At 43.8% G+C, this 24683-nt stretch carries 21 protein-coding genes; 17 read left to right on the top strand and 4 right to left on the bottom strand.

What is annotated here, in order from left to right; genetic code table 11:
- The first annotated feature begins 43 nt into the window (after positions 1–43).
- The 5 genes from I592_RS18015 (at position 44) to I592_RS17995 (ending at position 4020) form a co-directional block, all read left to right on the top strand.
- Positions 44–352: a PTS sugar transporter subunit IIB gene (locus I592_RS18015; protein ID WP_010779142.1), complete on the top strand. Its 309-nt coding sequence runs from the start codon at positions 44–46 to the stop codon at positions 350–352.
- 434 nt (positions 353–786) lie between these two features.
- A complete protein-coding gene (locus I592_RS18010; protein WP_010779143.1) occupies positions 787–2070 on the top strand; it encodes a PTS sugar transporter subunit IIC in 1284 nt (427 codons plus the stop codon).
- A 15-nt stretch (positions 2071–2085) separates the two neighbouring features.
- Positions 2086–2493: a hypothetical protein gene (locus tag I592_RS18005; protein ID WP_010779144.1), complete on the top strand. Its 408-nt coding sequence runs from the start codon at positions 2086–2088 to the stop codon at positions 2491–2493.
- A gap of 30 nt (positions 2494–2523) precedes the next feature.
- Positions 2524–3390 (top strand): class II fructose-bisphosphate aldolase, encoded by an 867-nt coding sequence (locus I592_RS18000; RefSeq protein ID WP_010779145.1) that lies wholly within the window; start codon positions 2524–2526, stop codon positions 3388–3390.
- Complete coding sequence (locus tag I592_RS17995) at positions 3391–4020, top strand: AAA family ATPase (RefSeq protein WP_010779146.1); 630 nt, start codon at positions 3391–3393, stop codon at positions 4018–4020.
- Positions 4021–4085: 65 nt separating this feature from the next.
- Here I592_RS17995 and I592_RS21755 read toward each other — a convergent pair whose 3' ends face one another.
- Positions 4086–4235 carry a glycine zipper domain-containing protein gene (locus I592_RS21755; RefSeq protein ID WP_167540792.1) on the bottom strand — a complete coding sequence of 50 codons (150 nt, stop codon included), beginning with the start codon at positions 4233–4235 and terminating at the stop codon, positions 4086–4088.
- Between the two features lie 201 nt (positions 4236–4436).
- On the opposite strand from I592_RS21755, the gene I592_RS17990 reads away from it, so the two are divergent.
- The 4 genes from I592_RS17990 to I592_RS17975 are packed head-to-tail and all read left to right on the top strand — an operon-like array spanning position 4437 to position 10534.
- Positions 4437–5435 (top strand): LacI family DNA-binding transcriptional regulator, encoded by a 999-nt coding sequence (locus tag I592_RS17990; protein WP_010779147.1) that lies wholly within the window; start codon positions 4437–4439, stop codon positions 5433–5435.
- Between the two features lie 54 nt (positions 5436–5489).
- Positions 5490–7205 carry an alpha-glucosidase gene (locus I592_RS17985; RefSeq protein WP_010779148.1) on the top strand — a complete coding sequence of 572 codons (1716 nt, stop codon included), beginning with the start codon at positions 5490–5492 and terminating at the stop codon, positions 7203–7205.
- Positions 7198–9063, top strand: a complete 1866-nt coding sequence (locus tag I592_RS17980) for a PTS sucrose transporter subunit IIABC (RefSeq protein ID WP_010779149.1) — start codon at positions 7198–7200, stop codon at positions 9061–9063. Before I592_RS17985 ends, I592_RS17980 begins: the two co-directional genes overlap by 8 nt.
- A 10-nt stretch (positions 9064–9073) precedes the next feature.
- Positions 9074–10534, top strand: a complete 1461-nt coding sequence (locus tag I592_RS17975; RefSeq protein WP_010779150.1) for a sucrose-6-phosphate hydrolase — start codon at positions 9074–9076, stop codon at positions 10532–10534.
- Between the two features lie 50 nt (positions 10535–10584).
- Here I592_RS17975 and I592_RS17970 read toward each other — a convergent pair whose 3' ends face one another.
- Complete coding sequence (locus I592_RS17970; protein WP_010779151.1) at positions 10585–12843, bottom strand: ATP-binding cassette domain-containing protein; 2259 nt, start codon at positions 12841–12843, stop codon at positions 10585–10587.
- Positions 12840–13268: a MarR family winged helix-turn-helix transcriptional regulator gene (locus tag I592_RS17965; protein ID WP_010779152.1), complete on the bottom strand. Its 429-nt coding sequence runs from the start codon at positions 13266–13268 to the stop codon at positions 12840–12842. The genes I592_RS17970 and I592_RS17965 overlap by 4 nt, the downstream gene beginning before the upstream one ends.
- Before the next feature lie 220 nt (positions 13269–13488).
- Here I592_RS17965 and I592_RS17960 point away from each other — a divergent pair, with 220 nt between their 5' ends.
- The 8 genes from I592_RS17960 to I592_RS17925 all read left to right on the top strand — a co-directional run bounded on the left by I592_RS17960 (position 13489) and on the right by I592_RS17925 (position 23621).
- Entirely contained in the window at positions 13489–16059 is a 2571-nt protein-coding gene (locus I592_RS17960) for a sigma 54-interacting transcriptional regulator (protein ID WP_010779153.1), read from the top strand.
- A 125-nt stretch (positions 16060–16184) separates the two neighbouring features.
- Positions 16185–16598, top strand: coding sequence for a PTS sugar transporter subunit IIA (locus I592_RS17955; protein ID WP_010779154.1), 414 nt, complete (start codon positions 16185–16187; stop codon positions 16596–16598).
- Between the two features lie 30 nt (positions 16599–16628).
- Positions 16629–17120: a PTS sugar transporter subunit IIB gene (locus I592_RS17950; RefSeq protein ID WP_010779155.1), complete on the top strand. Its 492-nt coding sequence runs from the start codon at positions 16629–16631 to the stop codon at positions 17118–17120.
- Positions 17121–17138: 18 nt separating this feature from the next.
- Positions 17139–17948, top strand: coding sequence for a PTS mannose/fructose/sorbose/N-acetylgalactosamine transporter subunit IIC (locus tag I592_RS17945; RefSeq protein ID WP_010779156.1), 810 nt, complete (start codon positions 17139–17141; stop codon positions 17946–17948).
- Positions 17945–18769, top strand: coding sequence for a PTS system mannose/fructose/sorbose family transporter subunit IID (locus I592_RS17940; protein WP_010779157.1), 825 nt, complete (start codon positions 17945–17947; stop codon positions 18767–18769). The genes I592_RS17945 and I592_RS17940 overlap by 4 nt, the downstream gene beginning before the upstream one ends.
- A gap of 15 nt (positions 18770–18784) precedes the next feature.
- Positions 18785–20959 (top strand): alpha-galactosidase, encoded by a 2175-nt coding sequence (locus tag I592_RS17935; RefSeq protein ID WP_010779158.1) that lies wholly within the window; start codon positions 18785–18787, stop codon positions 20957–20959.
- Between the two features lie 3 nt (positions 20960–20962).
- Complete coding sequence (locus I592_RS17930; RefSeq protein ID WP_010779159.1) at positions 20963–22621, top strand: glycoside hydrolase family 13 protein; 1659 nt, start codon at positions 20963–20965, stop codon at positions 22619–22621.
- A 13-nt stretch (positions 22622–22634) separates the two neighbouring features.
- Positions 22635–23621 carry an aldo/keto reductase gene (locus I592_RS17925; RefSeq protein ID WP_010779160.1) on the top strand — a complete coding sequence of 329 codons (987 nt, stop codon included), beginning with the start codon at positions 22635–22637 and terminating at the stop codon, positions 23619–23621.
- A 256-nt stretch (positions 23622–23877) separates the two neighbouring features.
- Here I592_RS17925 and I592_RS17920 read toward each other — a convergent pair whose 3' ends face one another.
- Positions 23878–24654 (bottom strand): glycyl-radical enzyme activating protein, encoded by a 777-nt coding sequence (locus I592_RS17920; protein WP_010779161.1) that lies wholly within the window; start codon positions 24652–24654, stop codon positions 23878–23880.
- Positions 24655–24683 lie beyond the last annotated feature (29 nt).

The following is a 24683-nucleotide window of genomic DNA, read 5'->3' as shown; positions in this document are numbered from 1 at the left end:
TTATGCATAGTTCAATAGATAAAAAAGAATGGAGAGAAAGAAAATGGGAAAACAAGTGTCAATTTTATTCGTATGCGGAGCAGGATTAGGAAGCAGCTTTGCGGCTCAAATGGCGGCTGAGGATGTGTTGAATGCACATGGGGTCGATGCAAAGCTGGATCACGTGGATATTTCCACAGCAGCTTCTTCACGTTCGGACATCATCATCACTGCACAAAATTTCAAGTCACAATTTGAAAAATTCTCGATCAACGAAGAGCAAACAGCCATTGTCTATTTAAAAAATATTGTGTCCAAACCAGAAATCGAAGAGAAACTACTACCGATCTTAGAAGCAAAAGGCGCTTTATAAAGCCATTCTAAAAGACAATACAATAAAACGAATAAGGATGCCAGTTCCACTGATCAAAGGTTTAAACGGCTAATTATCATTTGAAGACTAGTGGAATGGTATACGGCATGAGAATCAAACTCATTTTTCGATTTTAAGAAAAATGAATACTATAAAACGAATAAGGATGCCAGTTTCACTGATCAAAGGTTTAAACGGCTAATTATCATTTGAAGACTAGTGGAATGGTATACGGCATGAGAATCAAACTCATTTTTCGATTTTAAGAAAAATGAATACTATAAAACGAATAAGGATGCCAGTTCCACTGATCAAAGGTTTAAACGGCCAATTATCATTTGAAGACTAGTGGAATGGTATACGGCATGAGAATCAAACTCATTTTTCGATTTTAAGAAAAATGAATACTATAAAACGAATAAGGAGCGAAACAAATGGGAGTTGTTAATTTTATTATTGAAAATATTTTGACACAAGCATCCATCACCATTGCACTGATTGCGATGCTAGGGCTGGTTTTGCAGAAAAAATCTGCGGGGCAAGTCCTATCGGGAACCTTAAAGACATTGCTTGGCTTCCAAGTACTAAGTGCGGGTTCGAGTATTATCGTTGGAAGCCTTACGTATTTTGGTGAAATCTTTACGGCTGGATTTCATATGCAAGGGATCATCCCTTCAATCGAGGCGATCAACGGGCAAGCGATGAACGAATTGGGGTTAGGGCGCGACATAGCATTGACTTTTCTAGGTATTTTTATTGTGAATATTCTGATCGCGCGCTTTACCAAATGGAAATACATCTTCTTAACGGGTCAAGCGATTCTATGGATGGCAACGATGACGACTGTTTTTGGCTACTTTTCTGGCTTGAGAGGTCTAGTTCTGATCGTTGTTGGAAGTATCGTCGGTGCGATTTTTGCAGTCGCGATGCCGGCGATCGCGCAACCGATCATTCGTAAGATCACAGGGTCAAATGATATCGCATTAGGTCATTTTTGTACGATTGGTTATATGTTTGAGGCTGGGGTCGCTTATATTTTCGGTGAACGAGGCGAGAACAAAAAATCCATCGAAGATATCAATCTACCAAAATCTTTTGAATTCTTACAGGATACGTATCTGTCTGTCATGGTCGTGATGGTGCCGCTATATATCGTCACTGCCGCTTTCGCCGGACCAGGAGTTGGCGACCACGGTGCGCAGCATTACTTGATGTTTGCCTTCTTACAAGCGATCCAATTTGTAGTTGGTGTTTATGTTTTGCTATCAGGAGTCCGTTTATTATTGGGTGAGATCGTACCGGCTTTCCGAGGAATTGCGATGAAGCTAGTACCCAACGCGATTCCAGCATTGGACTGCCCAGTATTTTTCCCTTACTCACCAAATGCGGTGATCTTAGGTTTTATTACGACGACGATTGGTACGATCATCGCCATGTTTATCTTGCCGACCTTTGGTTTAGCAATGATTCTACCGGGAATGCTGACGAACTTCTTCGCAGGAGGAACAGCGGGGATCTTCGGAAATGCAGTCGGAGGTCGTCGAGGCGCGATCATCGGGGGGATTGCTCACGGCTTTTTCATCACCCTTTTACCAGCACTTTTAGTAACGATCTTCAATCAGATGGGCTTCGTCAATGCCACTGCGACGGATGTAGATACCGTTGCGGCCGCACTGCTTTATGCATGGATTCTTAGCCCGATCTTAAAAATGTTTTAATTAGGAGGTTTCGCGATGTTTGGCTTTTTTAAGAAAAAAGAAAAACCAGCAAAAATAGAAGAAAAGAAGGAACTTTCAGTAGAAGAAAGAGCGCGGCTAGAAACAGAAGCGCATCAATTCATCGAAAAAATCGCCGCATTGGAGCAAGATGCGACTGTAGAAAAAACGGAAATAGCTGGAGCCTATGAGAAACTCGGCTTGACTTATGCCGCGTTGGACCAAATCGATGCAGCAATCGAAACGTTAGAAAAAAGTTTGGATCATAAGCTGACGATCGGCGATGGGTACAAGAAATTAATGAGTCTTTACAACGGAAAACGGGCGGAAGCTGCACGTAACGGAGACGATGCAGGCATTGATAAATACATGGGGAAAATGGATGAGATGCGACAAATCGCCAAAAAAGTAACGATCAGTGGCTGATCGATCAAATGAAAAGAAGGTATCGGATAAATGTACAAAACACTAAAAGAAGTAACGCAAACAGCAGAAGAATTAAACATGACGATTGGGGCGTTCAACACTCATAATTTGGAGATGTTGCCGGAAATGATCCGCGCAGCAAAAGAGATGGGTTCGCCGATCATTATCCAAACCAGTATCGATACGGCAAAATATATTGGCTATGATGTGATGGTGGCCGTGGTGAAAGAGATCGCCAACACTGAATTGGTGGACGTTGCCTTGCACTTGGACCATGCAAGAGATTTCAATGAGATCAAGGCGGCGATCGATGCCGGCTATTCTAGCGTGATGTATGACGGGTCTCATTTGCCCTTTAAAGAAAATATCGCAAAAACGAAAGCAGTCGTTGAGTATGCGCATGCAAAAGGGGTCTCGGTGGAAGGCGAGCTAGGTACGATCGGCGGAACAGAAGAAGGAATCTCTGTGGCGGAGAACGACAAGGTCTACACGAAGCCAGAAGATGCCGTTGCCTTCGTCGCGCAAACGAACATCGATGCGTTGGCAATCGCCATTGGCACGAACCATGGGCAATTTAAATCAAAAACAGAGGTCAATATTCCATTGTTGAAGGAGATTCATCAAGTCGTTGACGTGCCTTTAGTGATTCACGGAGGAACAGGTGTGAAGGAAGAGGATTATCCAGAACTGATCAATAACGGGATTCGCAAATTCAATGTTGGGACAGAGCTGTTAGTCAACTGGACGAAGGTGGCGAAGGAATCCTTTGGGGAAACGGAAGTGAACAAATCCCTTCGTCATAACGTGATCCCAGCGAACTTAGCGGTGAAAGAAATCGTCAAACATAAAATCGGTTTGTTCATGAATGTGAACAGTCCGTTGGCGATGCAAAAATAAATGAAAAAGTATCTGATCTTGATCGCTGGCAGTCCAGCAACTGGGAAATCCTATTTGATCAACGAAATGCGCCGGGTACTAGGAGATTTTTTCCTAGTCACACCAGATGAAGGCAAGGAAATCTTCGCTGATACTATCGGTTTTGAAAATTTGGTTGAGAAAAAAGAACTGGAAAAAAAGGTGTGGGCATTCTATTACAGTGCTTTGGATCTGTATATGAAGGCAGGAAAACGCCTTGTAGTCTCTGAATATCCCTTCAGTGATAAACAAAAAGGGAATTTAGAGGATTTAGCGCAGCGTTACGGCTATGAGGTGGTGACGATTCGCTTAGTCGCCGACTTTGATGAACTTTGGTCCCGAAGAAAAATTCGGGATATTGAGCCAAGCCGTCACTTGAGCCACATCATGACACACTATCACTTTGGCGATGTGTTAGCAGATCGGACACAAGCGGATGACTTGATTACGCAAGAAGCCTTTCAAGAAATCATTGAAGCACGAGGATACAACCATTTCCAATTGGGTACGCTAGTTGAATTTGATGTGACTGATTTTTCAACGGTTGATTATGAGCCGTTTTTACAACAATTCGCGGAGAAACTTGCCCAAAATCGTGAACAGGAAAATTAAAAACACCAAAAAAAGAGTGCACTCTGAAAGCAGCGATTTTCGGAGTGCACTTCTTTTTATAGCGCTTATTTTTTTCTTTTCTTCGAGACAAAGACCCCCGATGCGCCAAAAGCAACACCTAGTCCTAGTCCTAAAGCTAAATTATCGAATAAAAGTCCATACAGCAACCCCAAAGATAAACCGATCGCCAACGAACTACCTTCTTCCTTTTTCAAAGTTACAACCCACTTTCTGCAGCTTTTTTTGGAACGCCATTTCAGTTGCTTCTATTATAAAGGAAAGTAAATGGTTTAGATACATTTTAGGAGTGAAGGAAAAAAGGAAAGATAGGGAGATTTTTTTCGAGTTTCTAGTTGACAAACGGTTTCAAACATCGTATGATAATTGTGAAATCGATACCACAAGGCGGTGAGACATTGGCAACCATCAAAGATGTAGCGAAGAAAGCAGGCTTATCTGTTTCAACTGTTTCAAGATATTTAAACAATCACCCGTATATTTCTGAAGACAAACGGAAACGGATTCAATCCGCGATGGCGGAGCTGGATTATACACCGAGTTCTGTGGCGACGCAATTGCGCTCAAAGAAGGGGACGATGATCGGGATTTTAGTTTCTCGTATCGTTAATCCATTTTTTTCCCACTTGGTCGATTCGATTGAAAAGAGTGCCCGTTCCCATGGCTACAATGTGCTGGTGATGCAGACGTATGACGATAAAAAAGCGGAGACGAACATGCTTGAGATGCTGAAGCAGCAGGTGATCGCTGGCCTGATCATGTGTTCCATCGAAGGCGATCCCAAAATCATTGAAGCGTATCGCGAGTATGGTCCCATCGTTCTCTGCAATGAACAAATCCCGGGATCGGATCTTCCGCAGGTTTACACTGATCAGGAGGCTGCGAGCTTTGAAGCAACGGATTATTTAATAAAAAAAGGGTATCAAAAGATCGCCTACTGTACAGGCGGGACGTTGACGCGAGGCGGGCACGGAAATTCGCGGACCGAAGGATTTGAACGGGCGTTAAGTAGCCATCAGCTTTCAATGAAAATCGACTGGATCTTTAAGCAAGTCCATACGATCGAGGACGGAAAGCGAGTGGCGGACAAGCTATTGTCCTTACCAGAAGACCACCGCCCCGACGCTGTTTTTACTAGTAGTGATGAGGTGGCGAGCGGTATTTTGGAACGTTATCTCGAAAAGGGCAAACGAGTGCCGGAAGATTTAGCAATCATGGGCTTTGATAATCAACCCTTCACAGGAATGCTGGCCGTACCGTTGACAACGATCGCGCAGCCTGTAGAAGCATTAGGGAAAGAATCCACGAATTGGCTGATCGCCAAAATGGAAGAAAAAGACTATCAGCTTGATGAAACAGAATTGGCATTAAAATTGATTATACGGAAATCTGCCTAAGCAGATTTTTTTGAAAGAAATGTGGTATCGATACCACAAAAAGGAGAGAAATTCATGGAAATGATATTGAAGGATACACCGTTGAAGAAGGAAGCTCAGAATTTCTGGAAGGAAGAAGTCGTTTATCAAATTTATCCGAAAAGTTTTTATGACAGTGATGGAGATGGGATCGGTGACATCAAAGGGATCACACAAAAACTGGACTATTTAGACGCGCTTGGTGTGACCATGTTGTGGATTTGTCCGATTTTTACTTCGCCAATGGTTGATAATGGCTACGATATAGCTGATTATAAAGGTATCCAAAAAGAATTTGGCACGATGGCGGACTTAACGGAACTGATCGAAGCAGCAAAAGCGAGAGGGATCAAGCTTATTCTGGATCTTGTGGTGAACCATTCCTCGGATGAGCATGAATGGTTCCAGCAGGCGTTGGCAGATGCGGAGAGTCCATACCGTGACTACTATATTTTTAAAAAGGGGAAAGACGGCAACCCGCCGAATAATTGGCGGTCGATTTTCGGCGGCAGTGTTTGGGAGCCTGTTCCAAATGAAGAAAATACCTATTACTTCCATACCTTTGATAAAAGACAACCGGATTTAAATTGGGAAAATCCTGTGTTGAGGCAGGAAATTTATGACATGATCAATTGGTGGCTGTCTAAAGGGATCGCAGGTTTTCGGATTGATTCCATCACCTTTGTAAAAAAAGATCAAGATTACGGCGATGTCCCGGTCGATGGCAGCGATGGGTTAGGCAGCGTGAAGAATAAAACGAGAAATCGTCCAGGAATCGAAAAATTTTTAGCAGAGCTCAATCGTGAAACCTTTCAAAATTATGAATGCGTGAGTGTCGGTGAGGCACCAGGTGTTCCCTATGAGCAGTACGATCAGTACATTGGCGAAGACGGCTATTTCAATATGATTTTTGACTTTCATTATGCCGATATCGATGTAGAAAATGGCAGTGAATGGTTCCGCCGAACGAATTGGCAGCCGCAAGATCTAAAAGAGCTGCTATTCAAAAGTCAGTCGGCGATCCAGTCAAGCGGGTGGGGCGCAAACTTTTTAGAAAATCATGATCAGCCGCGGTCCTTATCGAAATACATTACGGATGAAACGTATCAAAACGAGATTGGCGCTAAATCTTTAGGGACACTGTTCTTCTTTTTACGAGGCACACCCTTTATCTATCAAGGACAGGAAATCGGCATGAAAAACTTTCAGCGAACAACGATCGATGATTTCAATGATGTCTCAAGCATCGATAATTACCATCGCTCATTATTAGAAGGGTTCTCTGAAAAAGAGGCCTTGACCTTTGTCAATCAGCGTTCAAGAGACAACAACCGGACGCCGTTCCAATGGGATGCTTCGACAAATGCCGGCTTCAATAAATCAGGCAATGCTTGGTTGAAATTGACGGGGGATCAGGCAGCGGTCAATGCGGCGGATCAAATGAATCATTCAGACTCGATTTTTTCCTATTATCAACAGATGATTCAGTTGAGAAATCACTCAGCTTATCGTAAAACACTGATCTATGGCGCCTTCTCACCAGTGGAAACGGCGGATGCGGTCATAGGCTATGAACGCATCGGCGAAGAAACGATTCAAGTGTTTGTCAATCTCAGCAATCAGGAGCAGACAATCGTCGCTTCAGGTGATGTGTTGTTGAACAATTACCCCGAGCTAAGGAAGTCGGAGGGCACATATATGCTGCAACCGTATCAGACGGTTGTCATCAGAAAGGGTGGAAACCATGACTAATACAAACTATCAAGAGATCGCTAAAAAAATTGTCGCAGTCGTAGGAGAAGACAACATTGTCTCTGCTACGCACTGCGCGACCCGTCTGCGTTTGCAGGTGAAGGACCGCAAAGCTATTGATGACAGCCAAGTTGAGCAAGTCGAAGAAGTCAAAGGGGTCTTTTACAATGCTGGGCAATACCAGATTATTTTAGGAACAGGGATCGTCAATAAAGTGTATGATGCGTTGCAATCGATCTACGCGTTTGATGAAGTATCCAAAGATCAAATGGCAAAAGACGATTCGTCTCCGTTGCAACGGGCCGTACGAAATATTGCGGATATCTTTGTTCCAATCATCCCGATTCTTGGCGCGACGGGCCTTTTTCTTGGATTAAAGGGTGTTCTATTTAATGAAACCGTTCTTCATGCGATGGGGCTGACGCCAAACAGTATCCCAGAGTGGTTGAGTGCCTCAGTGACTGTTTTGACAGATACGGCTTTTGGTTTCTTGACGGCGTTTATTTGTTGGTCGGCATTTAAGAAGTTTGGCGGGTTGCCGATCATTGGTTTCTTGATTGGATTGATGCTGGTGTCTCCAGCTCTGCCGAATGCCTATGCGGTCGCAGGCGGAACAGCAGAACCGATCATGGCTTTCGGGGTGATCCCATTAGTCGGATATCAAGGGTCGATCTTGACCGCCTTGATCACCGGGATGATCGGTGCAACGCTTGAGAAAAAACTACGTAAGGTCATGCCGAATGCGATGGATCTGATCTTTACGCCGTTTGTCGTGATTTTGGTTTCTGTATTTGTTGCGTTATTCGTCTTAGGTCCGATCGTTCACGCCTTTGAAGGGCAGGCGGTCAAGGTCATTGAACTCTTCTTGCATTTGCCATTTGGCATCGGCGGTTTGATCATCGGTTTCTTGTACCCGATCGCCGTAATGACAGGGATGCATCATATGTTCATCATGATCGAAACGTCTCTGATCGCGACGACAGGCTTCAATCCATTGATCACAGTTTGCGCGATGTATGGTTTTGCGAATGCGGCGGTGTGTTTGGCGATCGCTTTACGAACGAAAAATGCTTCTGTTAAAACAGCAGGGGTCTCAGCGACGATCACTCAAATGCTTGGGGTCAGTGAACCGGCCTTATTCGGTGTCGTGATGCGCACGGGAATGAAAGCGATCTTAGTGATGTTGGGAAGTTCAGCAATCGGCGGAATGGTTCTTTCCTTATTAGGGATTCAAGCCAATAGTTATGGGTTAGCCGTATTACTGTCACCCTTGATGTATATCTACGATCCGTATCAGGTGATCACGTATGTCGTCGTCGGGATCGCGACCTTTGTATTAGCGTTTATCTTGACGAATGTGATTGTGATTAAAAAGAGTGAACCGACTGAAAAAGTCGCCAAAACACAAGGAAGCGTGAAAAATGTCAAAGTCTATTCTCCCATTGAAGGAGAAATCATCCCTATTACAGAGGTGAACGATCAAGTATTCGCCAGCAAAATGATGGGGGAAGGCTTCGCAGTTTTACCAAACAAAGAAACAATCAAGGCGCCTATTTCTGGAACCGTAAAAATGATTGCGCCTACGAAGCACGCCATCGGCTTCGTAACAGAAGACGGCATGGAATTACTGCTTCATTTAGGAATCGATACCGTTGAATTGAAGGGAGCTCCCTTTACACTTACGATCAAAGAAGGCGAACGGGTGGAACAAGGGCAAGCGATCGGGTCTATTAATTTGAAGATGATCGCTGAACATGGCAAAGATGCAACCGTCATGGTGATCATCACCGATTCAAAAGAAAAAATCTCCGGATTGGAATACAACCAAGATTATGTATTGCCAATTTTAGGATCGTAGGAGCAGCCAGATGGAATGGACACAAGAAATGCGTTACCGCCCGTACCGAGAGTGGGACGACGATTATATAAAAAAAGTAGAAACCTGCGTCAAGCAATCCACTTGGCGCCTGAATTACCATGTTCAACCGGAAACAGGTCTTTTAAATGATCCAAACGGGTTCAGCTTTTTCAATGGGAAATGGCACTTGTTTTATCAGTCCTTTCCCTTTGGCCCTGTGCATGGCTTGAAGTCTTGGCATCATGTCGCTTCGAAGGATCTGATCCATTGGGAATCGGAAGAAGGCACCATTGAGCCATCGAGCTCGTATGATTCTCATGGGGCCTATTCTGGCAGCGGGATACCCGTGGGGGAAGAATTATTTTTGGCCTATACAGGAAATGTTCGCGATGAGGCATGGGAGCGCCAGAGCTACCAATTAGGTGCCTGGATGGCTGCGGATGGGAATATCGAGAAAGAATCGAACCCCTTGATCGATCAGCCGCCTGCAGGAATCACCGCTCATTTTCGAGATCCCCAGATCATCCGTTACAAAGAAGGCTATCTCATGATTATCGGTGGTCAGACGACCGTTGAAAAAGGGGAAGTGCTGGTATTCAGCAGTAAGGAGTTGACGGAGTGGGAGTATCAAGGACCAATGAAAATTGACGAAGATCTAGGTTTTATGGTGGAATGTCCTAATCTGCTGTTCCTAGAGGGGAAAACGCTCTTGCTGCTGTGTCCGCAGGGACTGGACAAAAAGAGCTTGAATTATCAAAATATTTATCCAAACACGTATATTTTGGCGGAAGACTACTTAGAATCCACTAATGAACTAAAAAATCCGCAAACGCAGCGGGTGTTAGATGAGGGATTTGACCTCTACGCGACACAAGCGTTTACTGATCCAGACGGCCGTTGTTTGAGTGTCGGCTGGATCGGTTTGCCGGAAATGCACTATCCGACCTTTGAAGAAGGTTGGGCACACAGCTTGAGTCTGGTAAAAGAGCTGACGATCCGAGAAGGAAAACTCTATCAATACCCGGTGATCGAAACCACTTATTTGCGGCAATCAGAAGAGGTACTTGATTTGGCGGCAATGGTAAAAAATGTCACAGAAACCACCAATACCTATGAGCTGCAAGTAGCTATTCCGGCAGACTGTCAAGGAAGCATTCGCATCTTTTCGGATTCGACTGGTGAGCAGGCGCTCGTTTTGAGCTACGATACGGCAAAAGGAACGCTCCAACTCGATCGCAGCAAAACACAGTATCCCCTCGATCCAGAATTTGGAGAGACACGAGAAAGCAGAATCCCTGTGAATGAATCGTTGAAATTGGCTCTTTTCGTTGACCGCTCCACCTGCGAAATCTTTGTGAATGGCGGAAAAACGGTGCTCACCGCCAATTATTACCCAACAGAAACACAAACAAACCTTGTTTTACAGAGTACAAAACAAAGTAACGCAAAGTATTATGTATTAGAAAAATAAACGAAACGAGGGCTGAGATCACTTTAAGTGACGATTCAACCCTCGCTTTTTTATTGGTTCAAATAGTTTTTTAAATGTTTGGCGGTATAGGAACGATCGCAATTCAACAGGTCAGAAGGGTATCCTTGAAAAAGAACCTGCCCGCCATTCGTCCCGCCGCGTGGACCGAGATCAATGATCCAATCGGCCTGACTGATGATGGAGAGCGTGTGTTCTAAAACGATCACGGTATTTCCATTGTGCTTTAGTTTGTTTAGAAGCGTCAGTAAATGAGTGATGTCCTCTTCATGAAGCCCTGTGCTGGGTTCATCAAAAATAAAAATCGAGGAATCCGCTGCCTTCTGCTTCAACAACATCGCCGCGATCTTCAAACGTTGGCGTTCCCCGCCTGACAACGTATCCAAGCTTTGACCTAAAGTCATATACCCCAAATTTGCTTCACTCAGAACCCTCAAGCAAGAGGAAAGCTCGGGGATCGAGAGGCGTTGTTCTGCTTCTGAAACAGTCAATTGAAATAGCTCATCGATCGTGTACCCTTGCCAACGGTAGGACAGCGCTTCTTGATTGTATCTTTTTCCCTGGCATTTCTCACATTCCTGTCGAACATCTCCCATATACGCCAGATCGTAAGTGATATAGCCTTTTCCTTTACATTCAGGGCACGCACCAGCGCCGTTAAAGGTAAAAAGGGAAGCAGACCGTCCAGAGATTTTTGCATAAGACTGTCGGATCGTGTCGAATACCCCAAGATAGGTCAATACATTCGACCGGTTGCTTCCTCTAATAGGCGTTTGATCGAAACTGACAGCTTCAGGATACTTCCTTTTGAAAAGCGTTCGGATTAATGTACTTTTCCCAGACCCTGCCAATCCCGTAACAGCGGTCAACGCTCCTTTCGGAAGTTTAGCCGATTGGTGGTTGATATTATGGGCACTCACATCCTCTAAAGTAAAAAAGTCAGAATACGTTTGTTTTTTTGTATTAAAGACATGAGTCTTTTTAAAAACTTTTGCTGTGACCGTGTCGGAATGTAAAAACGTTAAAAAGTCTCCTTGAAACGTGATATTTCCGCCATTTTTTCCGGCTCCAGGACCGAGCTCAACGATAAAATCCGCCAGTTTGATCGTGTCGGGATCGTGGTCTACTATAACGACCGTATTGCCTTTTTTCTTCAAGGATAAAAAGATGTTGTTGATACCGAGAATATCTTCAGGGTGAAGACCGACACTGGGCTCGTCAAAAATATAGAGAACATCAGAAAGAGAACTATTCAAATGTTTCGTCATTTTCAAACGCTGCGATTCACCGCCAGATAACGTTCCAGTCGTTCTTCCTAACGTTAAATAATCCAATCCCACCGAAAGCATGGTCCCCAAACGATTTCTTAAATCCTTCAAAATCGACGCCACTTGGTCACTTTCAATCGTATTCAAAAAATTCAATAAATCCTGAATAGGCATCTTCACGCACTCCGCAATCGAAACCCCATTTATCTTGGCTGAGCGCACGCGTTCATTGACGCGAGAGCCCTGACATTCTGGACACTCGGTGGTTGTGGTTACCCGATCAATGTCTTTCTGATATTGTTTGGCCCCTTTTTCAATAATGGTCTTTTGAATGCGGTCGATCACGCCAGTATAGAGCCCCGTCTTAGGAAATTTTTCTGACGCATGCTCAGGCTTACTGCCTGGATCGTAAAGTAATTTTTCCATCTCAGCAGTAGAAAATTCACTTAATTTTTTCTGATTATCAAAATAGCCTGACTCTGTATAACGCGTCAACCGCCAGCCACCCGGTTGAAATGTCGGAAATTGAATCGCGCCTTCGTTTAACGAGCGATCCAGATCAAGAAGCTGCGAGTAATCAAAGACAAGCTGCTCGCCGGTTCCCTGACAGACCGGGCACATCCCTGATGGATTGTTAAAAGAGTAGATCATGGAATACCCGATAAAGGGGCGGGCGATTCGAGAATAAAGCAATCGCAGCGACGCGTAGATGTCCGTAGCCGTTCCCACCGTTGAGCGAATAGTTCCGCCGATTTTCTTTTGATCAATCACGATGGACACGGGCAGATTCTCTAAGCGATCGACGATGGGCCGTTCATAGTGGGGGAGAAGCTGCTGGATGTAACTAGAGTAAGTTTCATTCAATAAGCGCTGCGACTCCGCAGCCAAAGTATCAAAGACAAGAGAAGATTTCCCTGAACCGGAAAGTCCTGTAACGACGGTGATTTTTCCTTTTGGAATGGAGACAGAGACATTCTTTAAATTGTTGCTTCTGGCACCATGAATCGTGATGGCTTTTGTCATTCCTTTCGCGTCCTTTCCTGTTCGAGAGCAGAGCTTAGTTTATTCGCTAACTGAGTGAAACACCGCTGTTCTTCGGGAGAAAGATGTTCAATCGCCGTTTCATAGAGCGCGGAATGTCCTGCATCGATCGAATCAAGAAAAGTCAAGCCAGTGTTGGAGATCTGTGTCCGTAATCCACGGCCATCCTCTTCGCTGATGGTTTGCGTGACATAGTGTTTTTCCTTTAACTCTTTGACCGCTTTGGAAAATTTGGAGGGACGTATCTGCAATTTTTCAGATAATTGGGAAGGAGAGGCCGGTCCTTTTTGCTGCAATAAATGCAAGATATCGTATTGCAGCCAAGAAAGACCGTTAGGATTGACACGATTCCGCTCCGCGACAAATTCACATTGCAGTTGGATCAAAGCCGCTTTTAGATTCGACATGTAAAACACTCCTTAAATAGTTTCTATATGGAAATTATATCTAATTAAGAATCAATTATCAATCCTTCAGAGAGGTTCGATCAGAGAAAATTTTGAACTTCACTTGACATTTTTCTTTCGATTGCTTCTAATTGATTTTAAAGGGTCTTTTAATTTTTAACTAGAAGAAGTGTTAAAGTGAGAAAGATCATTACTGAAAAAAGTGGTCAGAGGTGATGAAATGAAGCGTTCAAGATACGTGATTTACGATCATTTAGAAGAGCTGTCTATACAGCAGAAACAAGTCACTACTTCAGAGATCGCTGAAAGTACAGGTTTGAGCAGAAATGTCGTAACGACTTATTTATCCCAGCTTTTGGAAGAGGGATTAGTCAGCAAATATGGGACGCGTCCTGTTTATTGGCTGCCAAAGAAAGCGTCCGCTGATCCATTTTCGGCGTTTATAGGGACTGAAGGCAGCCTGAAGGAAGAGATCGATCAATGCAAAGCAGCAGTAACCTATCCACCGAAAGGCTTCCCGGTTTTGATCACTGGCGAATCTGGAGTGGGGAAGAGTTACCTGGCTACATTGATCCACGATTATGCGATCAGTCAAGAAGTCATCGAGACGACGGGGCGATTTGTGACGTTGAATTGTGCCGATTACGCCAATAATCCCGAGCTGCTTTCTTCTGTTTTATTTGGATACCGTAAAGGGGCCTTCACGGGCGCAGATCAGGATACCGAAGGATTGGTAAAGCAGGCGGATGGCGGCTACCTTTTTTTAGATGAGGTGCATCGCTTGAATAGTGAGAATCAAGAGAAGTTATTCACCTTATTAGATTTAGGGAAGTATTACCCCTTGGGAGAAAAGGACCAAGCGATTCAAGTGAATGTGCGTTTTATTTTCGCAACGACAGAATCTTTAGATGACACATTGTTGCGTACTTTTCGTCGCAGAGTTCCGATGGTCGTTCATTTGCCAGCGTTTCATGAGCGACCCATTCATGAACGCTTGAAGATTACCTTAAGTAATTTCATAGAAGAGTCAAAAAATTTAGAAAAGCATTTCACTCTTAGTTTGTCGGAATTGTTTCAATTAGTGAACCGTCCGTATAAGGGGAATCTAGGAGATTTAAAAAATCGTGTTCGCCTTCAGTGTGCTCGCGCTTTTATGGAGCAAAAAGAACAGACGACGATCACTATCGGTTCGGAAAAAGAAGGGACGATCCAGATCTCAAATGAAACGAATAGCGATTCGACGATCGATCATTTCTTTGAGAACCGTTTGGTGCAGTTACTGGAGGCTGTTTTACTTCCAGAAAAAATCACAGAAATCAACGAATGCCGCTTTTTGATTCAAACGGAGATCAAAAAAATCCGAAGGCAGTTGGATCATTCTGATTTAACGACCTTGATCGTGGCGAGCTATCTGGAGAAGCTCCGACATCAAAGTGTTCTGCATCGTGGGCGCTATGGTATTTTTTCAACATTGAGTGAAGAATCGCTGCAGCAAGCGGCATTGATCTTGTACCTGTTTGTTGAATCGAGTGAAAAGCCAGTGCTGAAGACGGATGTGATCCTGCTTGTCAAGGAACGATACCCGCGATCTTTTTATTTGATTGGTGAATTTATTGATGGGTTAAGCAGTTCAATGACGCTACCTTCAGAAGGCATCGACTATCTGATTTGCTTATTTCTGTTTATTTTGATTGGGGAGGAATCCCATGAGATCGAAAGGGTCCCATTCCTTTGTTTGTTACTATCCCATGGAAGTATGGCATCCAGCATTCAAGCGGTCGTCAACAATCTTTGTCAGAACTATTTATTTGAAGCCTTTGATATGCCGATCGATGCCTCCATCCAACAGATCATTTCAGAGGTAACCAAGTTTATCCAAAAACAGACCAAGCAGCATCAAGAGGTCATTCTTCTTTTTGATATGGGGTCCTTGAGCCAGATGTATAAGGAAATCAAGAAGCATTCCGATGCAGACTTGATGGTGATCAATAATGTAACGACAGCGATGGCTTTGGATATTGGCCTGAAGGTGCAGCAGCAGCTATCCTTCAAAGAAATCGCGGCGAAGGCTGAGGGCTACAAGGAGCTGACGAATGTTCAGTATTATGAGGGCATTTCGCAAAATAAAAACATCATTGTTTCCTGTATGTCCGGTGTAGGATTGTCTGAGGAGATCAAGCGGATCATGACGCACTGCTTGCATGAGGAAACCGAGATCATCACCATGGATTATAAAGATTTGAAGCATACGTTAAATTCCCATGACCTGGAGTATTTCTCAAATACGCAATTGATTTTAACGACCACCGACATTGAGTCTTTTGAAGGGCTGTCGATAGTAAATATTTATGACGTGATGGAGCAAACTGGAGCGGATGAACTGAAGCGTTCTCTGATGCAAAATGGGGAAACGGAAGAAAACTGCAGCACATTGCTAGAACAGCTATTGCAATTCTTCACCTTGGAGGGGATCGGTGCGCGTCTTCAATTCCTGAATCCTAAAATCGTGATCCAGGAGGTCCAGGAAATCGTTGAAAAATATGAACAGTATTATGAGCTGAAGCTGGCAGGTCGCGACTTGCTGAATATTTCCATGCACATTGCCTTGATGATCGAGCGTTTGATGGTGAATACTGAAGAAGAAAATTTACCAGAAGAGTTAGGGACGGAGAAAAAGGAATTTTACGACGTTTCTAAAAACATTTTTTACGCGGTGGAGAAGAAATACAATATTTCGGTCGATGATTATGAGCTGTCTTTGATGTATGAATTGTTGAGAATGCATTTTTAATATCTGCTTAAAATAGTGCTTGTTTCGTTAAGCACTATTTTTTTGTGCTTAACAGTGCTTGATTTTACAGGGATCAAATTATTGGCACAGGAATTGCTTTTAATAAAGTGAGAAGGAGGGATAGCATGACAAAGATTGCGATCGCTACACATGGAAAGTTTGCTAAAGGCTTAAAAAGTACATTGGAATTATTTATTCCCAACGAGACGATCACTTATTTATCCGCCTATGTTGAGGAGGAACCTTCGATCGATGACCAACTGCAGCAATTTTTTGGTTCCTTGAATGGAGAAGCAGCCATCGTCTTTACAGATTTATTTGGCGGCAGCGTGAATCAGAAAGTGTTGCTAGAGAGTGTCGGAAAAGAGGTTCAAATCATCGCGGGATTTAATCTATCTTTAGTATTAGAGGTCATCTTAAATAGAGATCAATTAACAGAAGAACGGTTGAAACAACTGATTGCTTCAGCCAGAGAGGCGATGCAGATCGTCGCACCGTTACCCAATAAGGAAGTTAGTGAAGAAGAGTTTTTTGCTTAATAAATAGAACATTCAAGAGGAGAGATGAACATGATTAAAGCATTACGAGTAGATGAACGGCTTGTCCATGGACAAATCGCAATGGTATGGTCGAAGGAATTGAAATTACAGGGATTAGTCATTGCAAATGATGAGGTAGCCGGCAACGAGACACAAAAAATGGCGCTGCAAATGGCCGTTCCGTCAACTGTCAAATCAATTATCAAGGATGTGGACAGTGCCATCAAGCTGCTGCAAAATCCAAAAGCCAGTGAAATGAATCTGATGGTCTTAGTGAAAACGGTGGAGGATGCGTTGAAGATCGCAAGAGAAGTCTCCACGATCGAATATGTCAATATCGGAAATGCTGGGAAAATGGTACAGGCAGACAAAAAGCAAATCACGAAGTATGTGATGCTGACGGACTCAGAAATTGCGGCATTGAAGGAATTAGTTGAAGTTTATCCTGAGACAGCTTTTCAAGGGGTCCCATCGGAAGACAAAGTATTCGCACGTACCATCATTAAAGACCAGAAACTATAAAAAGAAGGAGTGAGCATTATGTTGGATGCGTTTTTAGTTGGGTTAGTTGTATTTCTTTGTGTCGGTGGACACGAATTAATTGGGTTTTCGCTATTATTTCGACCGATCGTCGTTGGCCCATTCTTAGGCTTGTTAATGGGTGATGTGCAGACGGGGCTTAAGATCGGAGCAGCACTTGAAACAATTTTTATGGGAGTTATCAATATTGGCGGCGCTTCAGCAGCAGAACCCGGCTTGGCTACTGCTTTAGCGACGGGATTTGCCATCAAGCTGGGAGGCGGAGTTGACGCGGCAATTGCGTTGGCGTTACCGATCGGGATTTTAGGGCAGCAGATCAAACTAGCGATCTATATTTTATTTAGCGGATCGATGGCCCCTGTTTTTGATCGTTTGGCAGCAGAAGGAAAACAAAAGCAATTCACTTATTTACATTTTGGGGTTTGGGCAATCTGGTTCTTCGCGTATTCACTGATTCCCTTTTTCGCGATGTTGTTTGGAGCAAATGCCGTTCAGGCGGCATTGAATATGATTCCTGAGGTGATCATGAATGGATTATCTGTAGCAGGGAATCTATTGCCTGCAGTCGGGATGGCGATGCTGCTGCGAATGCTTTGGGAAAACAAGATCGCTGTGTTCTTTTTCTTGGGATTTGTTTTAGTTGCTTATCTGAAGCTGCCGTTAGTAGCAGTCGCAGTGATTGCATTCATCGTCGCAGTATTGATTGCGCAAAGAGACTATCAATTGAATAAATTGGAAAAAATGAAGCCGGCCGCAGCAGTTCAAACAGCCAGCAATGTCGATCAAGAAGAGGAGGACTTTTTCGCATGAGCAAGATAGGGAACGATTTGACCAAAGAAGAGAAAAAATTGGTTCGTCAGATGTTTTGGCGTTCGCAAACATTGTATATATCTGTGAATCCGGCAAAGCAGGGGGCCAACGGTTTTTGCTATTCAATGATGCCCTTCATCAATGCCTTTTATAAAGAAGAAGGGCAAAGAAAAGAAGCACTGGTCCGCCATATGTCTTACTTTAATACAACGGTTCCGATGGTCTCTTTCATCATGGGGATCGCCGCTTCGATGGAGAAGGAGAATGCGGAGAAGGAAAACTTCGATGTCGCATCGATCAATGCGGTAAAAACAAGTTTGATGGGTCCATTAGCAGGGATCGGTGATTCGATTTTCTGGGGTGTATGGCGGGTCATCTCTGCCGGTATCGCTGTCGGTTTGGCCACTAGCGGGAACGTTCTAGCGCCACTAGTTTTCTTAGCACTCTTCAATATTCCGCAATGGCTAACGAGATATTACGGAGCCTTCTTAGGCTACTCATTAGGGTCAAAATATATCGAGAGGTTGTATTCTGAAGGCTTGATCGGTATTTTAACGAAAGGTGCCAGCATGGTCGGTTTGATGATGGTAGGTGCCATGACAAGTTCAATGGTCGTTTTCCAAACGAAGCTTTCCTTCGATATGCAAGGCGAAACGGTTATGAAACTGCAAGAGATGCTGGATCAGATCTTTGTAGGGATCGTGCCGATCTTATTGACGTTGTTGTGTTATTACTTATTGAAGAAAAAAGTCAGCATTACGATGCTGATGTTGGGGATCATTGTTTTGGGCATCATCATTTCCGCTTTAGGCATTGCATAGAAGGGACGAAAAAATATGATTTGCTTTGATGAACGGACTGGGATTTTTCATCTTCAAGGGAAAAAAACGAGTTATCTCATTCAAAAGAACGAACAAAATCATCTTTTTCATCTTTATTGGGGAAGCCGCTTAACTAAGCGCTTCCCTGATTATTTATTGAAAGAGATCAAACGAGCGAGTTATTTAGCAGATACCGATCATCTTAAAGAGTATAAATTGGAACGTCTTCCGCAAGAATACCCCGCTTTTGGCAACAGTGATCTAAGAAAACCCGCGTTTCAATTAACCTACCAGAATGGGACCGCCATCAGCGATTTTCGCTATGCTTCCTATGAGATTCTTACGGAAAAACCGAGAGTGAAAGAGTTGCCGAGTCTTCGGGCGAGTGAAGAAAGCCAGACATTGGTCCTTCATTTAGTCGATGATTATCAAAAAGTGAAGATGCGTCTGTTTTATACGTTGTATGAGGAGTCAGATGTGATCACCCGTCATACAGAGCTAGAAAATTTTGGTGACGATCGCATCACTATCGATCAATTGAACAGTGCGTGTGTGGAGTTGCCGTCTACCGATTTCGAGCTTTTGCACCTTAGCGGGCGCTGGGCCTGTGAAACGGGCATCCAAAGAACGGCTTTGAGCCAGTTGAATTATCGAATCGAGAGTTTACGCGGCGGGAGCAGTCATGAGCACAATCCTTTTATTTCACTCGTTGAAAAAGGAACGAATGAAACGAGTGGGAAAATTTACAGTATGAATCTGGTGTACAGCGGGAATTTTGAAGCGACGGTTGATGTGGACCAGCAGGAGGCTGTAAGAATGCAGATCGGGATCAACTCGGCGACATTTGGTTGGAACTTGGAATCTGAAACGGTCTTTACTACACCGGAGGCGGTATTGGTCTTCAGCGAGCACGGCTTGCAGGAGCTGACGCATAAATACCACGCGTGTTATCAAAAGCATTTATTGGCGCCGCAGTTTGCACAAGAGGAGCGCCCAGTGCTGGTCAACAGTTGGGAAGCCAGCTATTTTGACTTGAAAGAAACCGAATTATTGAAGTTAGCTCAATCTTCGAAGGAACTCGGAGTGGAGCTGTTCGTATTGGATGACGGCTGGTTCGGAAAGCGCAATGACACGTCTAGTTCCTTAGGGGATTGGTTCGTAAATAAACAAAAATTTCCAAACGGCCTTTCTTCGTTTATCAGCAAGATCAAGGCGATCGGATTAGACTTTGGTATTTGGGTCGAGCCGGAAATGGTCTCGGAGGACAGCGAGTTGTTTCGCAGGCATCCTGAATGGTGTGTGGCGGTCCCAGGACGATTGAAATCCTATTCTCGTGGGCAGTGGGTACTAGATCTAGCCAATGAGGATGTTCAAGATTATTTGATCGAGACAATGACGACACTCCTGCAAACGCATCCGATCGATTATGTGAAATGGGATTGGAATCGAAGCATTACAGAGGCAGGATCGAACGCCTTAGCACCAGATCAGCAGAAAGAATTTTATCATCGTTATATTTTAGGGCTGTATCGAATCGTCGGAACGCTGACTGAGAAATTTTCGAAGGTTCTATTTGAAAATTGTGCTGGAGGCGGAGGAAGAAATGATCCTGGGATGTTGTATTACATGCCGCAGTCGTGGGCTAGTGATGACACGGATGCCATCGAACGGTTAAGTATTCAGGAAGGAACGAGTTTGATTTATCCACCGATCACTATGGGCTGTCATGTTTCGCAAGTTCCAAATCATCAGATTGGGAGAGTCACTCCGCTTCAAACCCGCGGGATCGTGGCGATGCAGGGGAATTTTGGGTATGAACTGGACTTGTCAAAATTATCCGCTGTGGAACAATCGGCGATCAAAACACAAATTGAGCGCTACAAAGAAATTCGTCGGACCATTCAATTAGGAACACTCTACCGCTTGTGTTCTCCTGAAAAACAAAATGGAAAAGCGTGGCAATACCTCCATGAGTCACAGGTCGTTGTGTCCTATGTTCAAGTACAGGCAAGACCGAACTTGGCGTCAAAGCGTTTAAAATTAGTAGGGCTAAAAGCAGAGGATTGTTATATATTGCCTAACGGAGACAAACGATATGGCGATGAATTGATGGCCTTTGGTTTGGTGATCGATAGCGTAAAAGAAGATTATTTTAGCCAGCAATGGGTATTGGAAAAGGTGGAGGAATGATCAATGAGTGAATGGTGGAAAAAAGCAGTCTTCTATCAAATTTATCCGAAGAGCTTCAAGGATACAAACAATGATGGAATCGGAGATATAAATGGGATTCGAGAGAAATTGCCTTATTTAAAAAAATTAGGAATCGATGCCTTATGGATCAGTCCCATCTATTTATCGCCGCAAATCGACAACGGATACGACGTGGCAGACTATCGCCAGATCGATCCAATGTTCGGTACGAATCAAGAAATGTATCAATTGATTCAAGAGGCACATGATTTTGACATGAAGATCGTCATGGATTTTGTGGCAAATCATACCTCTGATCGCTGTCTTTGGTTTCAAGAAAGCCGCAAATCAGCGGACAATTTTTTTAGTGATTTCTATATCTGGCGGGATGCCAAGGCGGATGGCTCAGCACCCAACAACTGGGGCTCAAGCTTCGGCGGCTCGGCTTGGAGCTGGGACGAAACTCGTCAACAGTATTATCTTCATTATTATGCGAAGGAACAGCCTGATTTGAATTGGGAAAATCCAGTCGTCCGAGAATATATTTATGACATGATGCGTTTCTGGAAGTCAAAAGGAGTCGATGGTTGGCGCATGGATGTGGTCACCTCGATCTCAAAAGATTTGGATTTTCCAGACAACCCACGGGATTTTACTACGGAGAATCAGCAGAATGGCCCACGAATGCATGAGTTCATCCATGAAATGAACCAAGAAGTGCTAAAGCCATTTGACATGATGAGTGTCGGGGAATCTCCCGCCGCAAAATCGACGGATGCCCATTTGCTTGTCGATCCAAAAAGAGAAGAGCTGGACATGATCTTTACTTTTGAACATATGCATGTGGATCGCAAAAAAGGCAATGTCAATGGACGTTGGGCATTGAAGCCCATGGATCTGCCAGAGCTGAAAAGAATTCTGGCGGCTTGGCAGAAGGAGTTGCGAGGAAAAGGCTGGAATGCGTTATATTTTGAAAATCATGATCGCGCCCGTGTTATTTCACGCTGGGGCAATGATGCGGAATATCGGTATGAGTGCGCGACGGCTTTTGCGACTATTTTGCATGGGCTTCAGGGAACGCCGTTCATTTTTCAAGGAGAGGAGATCGGGATGACCAATCCTGCTTTTGAGTTGGATGAGTATGAGGACATTGAGCTGCGGGGAAACTACCACTTTTATGTGGAACAGCAAAAAACGATGAGCAAATCTGAATTTTTAGCTGCCGTTCATAAAATCTCGCGGGACAATGCCCGGACGCCGATGCAATGGGAGGATAGCGACTACGCTGGCTTTAGTAAAGTTGAGCCTTGGTTCAAAATCAATCCTAATTATCCAGAAGTAAATGCGGCGTTGGATCAGAAAAGTGAGAAATCAGTTTTCAGCTATTATCAGAAGCTGATCGAATTAAGGCATACGGAAGAGATCCTTACTGAAGGGGAATTTGAATTGCTCTACGAAGAGGATTCGAAGCTGTTCGTTTATAAGCGGAATTGGAAGGCAAAAACTTGGATCGTCATTGCCAATATGTCTGAAACGGAACAACAGTTTCCCAAAGCGCTCGACCTGTCAGGTAGTACCATCGTGTTGAAAAATTACGCAGAACGGGAAAAGTTGACTGCTGCCCTAGCCCCTTATGAGTCACTGATCATTCAAACTGTTTAAAGGAGAACCTATCATGTATAAAGCAGCACCGAAACGTTATGAAACGATGAAGTATCGTCGTGTTGGCAACTCAGGTTTGAAGCTTCCAGCCCTTTCATTAGGACTGTGGAACAATTTTGGCGACAATGCGCAGGCAGAAAATCAAAAAAAGCTGATTCTCGGCGCCTTTGATCGGGGAATCACTCATTTTGATTTAGCGAATAATTATGGCCCCCCTGCAGGTTCAGCCGAACGGAATTTTGGCCGGATTTTTAAAGAAGAGTTAAGCAACTATCGTGATCAACTCATCGTTTCTTCTAAAGCCGGCTTTTACATGTGGGAGGGTCCCTATGGAGAATGGGGATCACGGAAAAGTATTATTGCTAGTTGCGATCAAAGCTTGATGCGCTGCGGCTTGGAATACTTCGATATTTTTTATCATCATCGTCCAGATCCGGACACGCCATTAGAGGAGACAGCCCTGGCGCTGGATCAACTGATTCGTGCAGGAAAAGCGTTGTATATCGGTATTTCGAATTATGAAGCCGAACAAACAAAAAAGATCGGTCAGATTTTTAAGGAATTAAAGACACCCTTCATTGTGAATCAGTCAAAATACAATCTATTCGAGCGCCAAATCGAAGAAGACTTAGTTCTTGTACTTGATGAGAAAAAGTTAGGTGCGATCGCCTACAGTCCTTTGGCACAGGGCTTATTGACAAATCGTTATTTGAACGGTATTCCAGCAGATTCTAGAGCGAGTCAATCGGATAATCCCTTCTTAACTGAAGAAAAAGTAACGCAAACGATTGAAAAGGTAAAACAATTGAATAAACTGGCTCAAAAAAGAGGACAGACCTTAGCACAACTGTCATTAGCCTGGAACTTGCGTTTGCCGTGTATTTCCAGCGTCATTATTGGCGCGAGCCGAATGGAGCAGCTAGAGGATAACTTACGCAGCTTGAACCAACTACATTTTTCGGACGAAGAATTGAAGGAAATAGACCAAATTTTAAGCTAAAGTTGAAACACTAACTTTTGGAGGTCGTTACGTTTAGGGCTAACGATAGCTTTGTGGAAGTTTTAACAGAAATTTTCCTCATAGTCGAAAAAGAAGCAATAGAAAAACGATTGATCAGCAAGAGCTGTGATCAATCGTTTTTTTTGTGTTCGAAAATCCACCGATCATCGAATAAATCGCTTTGGTTTGAATTAAAAACAATGAACACATTTTTGAACGGTCAGTAGTCGCCTTAAAAATACTTACCTTTCTTCGTTTAGTGTACCTTGCATTGAATGTTGTTTTCCTCCAAAATCTCTTTAAAATAAGTCAAGTCCTCGGTATGAAGCTGTGGAATATCCTGCATTTCATATTCACGATCCAGCGACGCGTATTTTTTCTCACCGAATTGATGGAAAGGTAGGAGTTCAACTTTAGTGATATTCATTTGATTGAATAGCTTGGCAAATGCTTTCGCGTTGGCTGGTCCATCGTTATAATGAGGAATTACCGGAATCCGCACGACGAGCTTTTGCTTTTGCTCGATCGCGATTGCTAGATTTTTCAAGATGGGTTTCAGTGAGACGCCGGTACCTGCTTTATGCTGCGCCTCGTCGTGATGTTTTACATCAAAATACAACAGATCGACTTGTTCGATAAACTTATTGAAGGTTTCAGCCTTTGAAAAACCGGTCGTTTCGCTGGCCGTATGAATGCCTTTTGCTTTCAGTTGACGCAAAAGTTCGGTCGCAAATTCTGCCTGATAGAGGACTTCACCGCCGGACAAGGTGACGCCGCCATCGGATTCTTCATAGAAGGCTTCATCCTTCATCACTTCATGGATGATCTCATCCATTGATTTGTATTCGCCTACCATCGTGTGTTGATTCTTTTGAGTATCCCACATCTGCTCGGGGTTTCCATTTTGCGACTCAGGATTTGAGCACCAGTAGCAACGTAACGGGCACCCTTTGAAAAAAACCACCGTACGAATGCCGGGTCCATCATGGATACTAAATTTTTGAATATTGAAAATGCACGCTTGATCTTTCATCAGAAAGCCTCCTTTGTTCAGATTGAGTG

The sequence above is a fragment of the Enterococcus gilvus ATCC BAA-350 genome (assembly GCF_000407545.1).
GTDB classification, from domain to species: Bacteria; Bacillota; Bacilli; order Lactobacillales; family Enterococcaceae; genus Enterococcus_A; species Enterococcus_A gilvus.
Note: the sequence above shows the minus strand (reverse complement) of the source record. Positions and strands in the feature narration are given on the sequence as shown.

What these genes read in the sequence shown, in the direction of transcription:
- I592_RS18015 (WP_010779142.1), top strand. Translation starts at nt 44, where the DNA reads ATGGGAAAACAAGTGTCAATTTTATTCGTATGCGGAGCAGGATTAGGA.
- I592_RS18010 (WP_010779143.1), top strand. Translation starts at nt 787, where the DNA reads ATGGGAGTTGTTAATTTTATTATTGAAAATATTTTGACACAAGCATCC.
- I592_RS18005 (WP_010779144.1), top strand. Translation starts at nt 2,086, where the DNA reads ATGTTTGGCTTTTTTAAGAAAAAAGAAAAACCAGCAAAAATAGAAGAA.
- I592_RS18000 (WP_010779145.1), top strand. Translation starts at nt 2,524, where the DNA reads ATGTACAAAACACTAAAAGAAGTAACGCAAACAGCAGAAGAATTAAAC.
- I592_RS17995 (WP_010779146.1), top strand. Translation starts at nt 3,391, where the DNA reads ATGAAAAAGTATCTGATCTTGATCGCTGGCAGTCCAGCAACTGGGAAA.
- I592_RS17985 (WP_010779148.1), top strand. Translation starts at nt 5,490, where the DNA reads ATGGAAATGATATTGAAGGATACACCGTTGAAGAAGGAAGCTCAGAAT.
- I592_RS17980 (WP_010779149.1), top strand. Translation starts at nt 7,198, where the DNA reads ATGACTAATACAAACTATCAAGAGATCGCTAAAAAAATTGTCGCAGTC.
- I592_RS17975 (WP_010779150.1), top strand. Translation starts at nt 9,074, where the DNA reads ATGGAATGGACACAAGAAATGCGTTACCGCCCGTACCGAGAGTGGGAC.
- I592_RS17970 (WP_010779151.1), bottom strand. Translation starts at nt 12,843, where the DNA reads ATGACAAAAGCCATCACGATTCATGGTGCCAGAAGCAACAATTTAAAG.
- I592_RS17965 (WP_010779152.1), bottom strand. Translation starts at nt 13,268, where the DNA reads ATGTCGAATCTAAAAGCGGCTTTGATCCAACTGCAATGTGAATTTGTC.
- I592_RS17960 (WP_010779153.1), top strand. Translation starts at nt 13,489, where the DNA reads ATGAAGCGTTCAAGATACGTGATTTACGATCATTTAGAAGAGCTGTCT.
- I592_RS17955 (WP_010779154.1), top strand. Translation starts at nt 16,185, where the DNA reads ATGACAAAGATTGCGATCGCTACACATGGAAAGTTTGCTAAAGGCTTA.
- I592_RS17950 (WP_010779155.1), top strand. Translation starts at nt 16,629, where the DNA reads ATGATTAAAGCATTACGAGTAGATGAACGGCTTGTCCATGGACAAATC.
- I592_RS17945 (WP_010779156.1), top strand. Translation starts at nt 17,139, where the DNA reads ATGTTGGATGCGTTTTTAGTTGGGTTAGTTGTATTTCTTTGTGTCGGT.
- I592_RS17940 (WP_010779157.1), top strand. Translation starts at nt 17,945, where the DNA reads ATGAGCAAGATAGGGAACGATTTGACCAAAGAAGAGAAAAAATTGGTT.
- I592_RS17935 (WP_010779158.1), top strand. Translation starts at nt 18,785, where the DNA reads ATGATTTGCTTTGATGAACGGACTGGGATTTTTCATCTTCAAGGGAAA.
- I592_RS17930 (WP_010779159.1), top strand. Translation starts at nt 20,963, where the DNA reads ATGAGTGAATGGTGGAAAAAAGCAGTCTTCTATCAAATTTATCCGAAG.
- I592_RS17925 (WP_010779160.1), top strand. Translation starts at nt 22,635, where the DNA reads ATGTATAAAGCAGCACCGAAACGTTATGAAACGATGAAGTATCGTCGT.
- I592_RS17920 (WP_010779161.1), bottom strand. Translation starts at nt 24,654, where the DNA reads ATGAAAGATCAAGCGTGCATTTTCAATATTCAAAAATTTAGTATCCAT.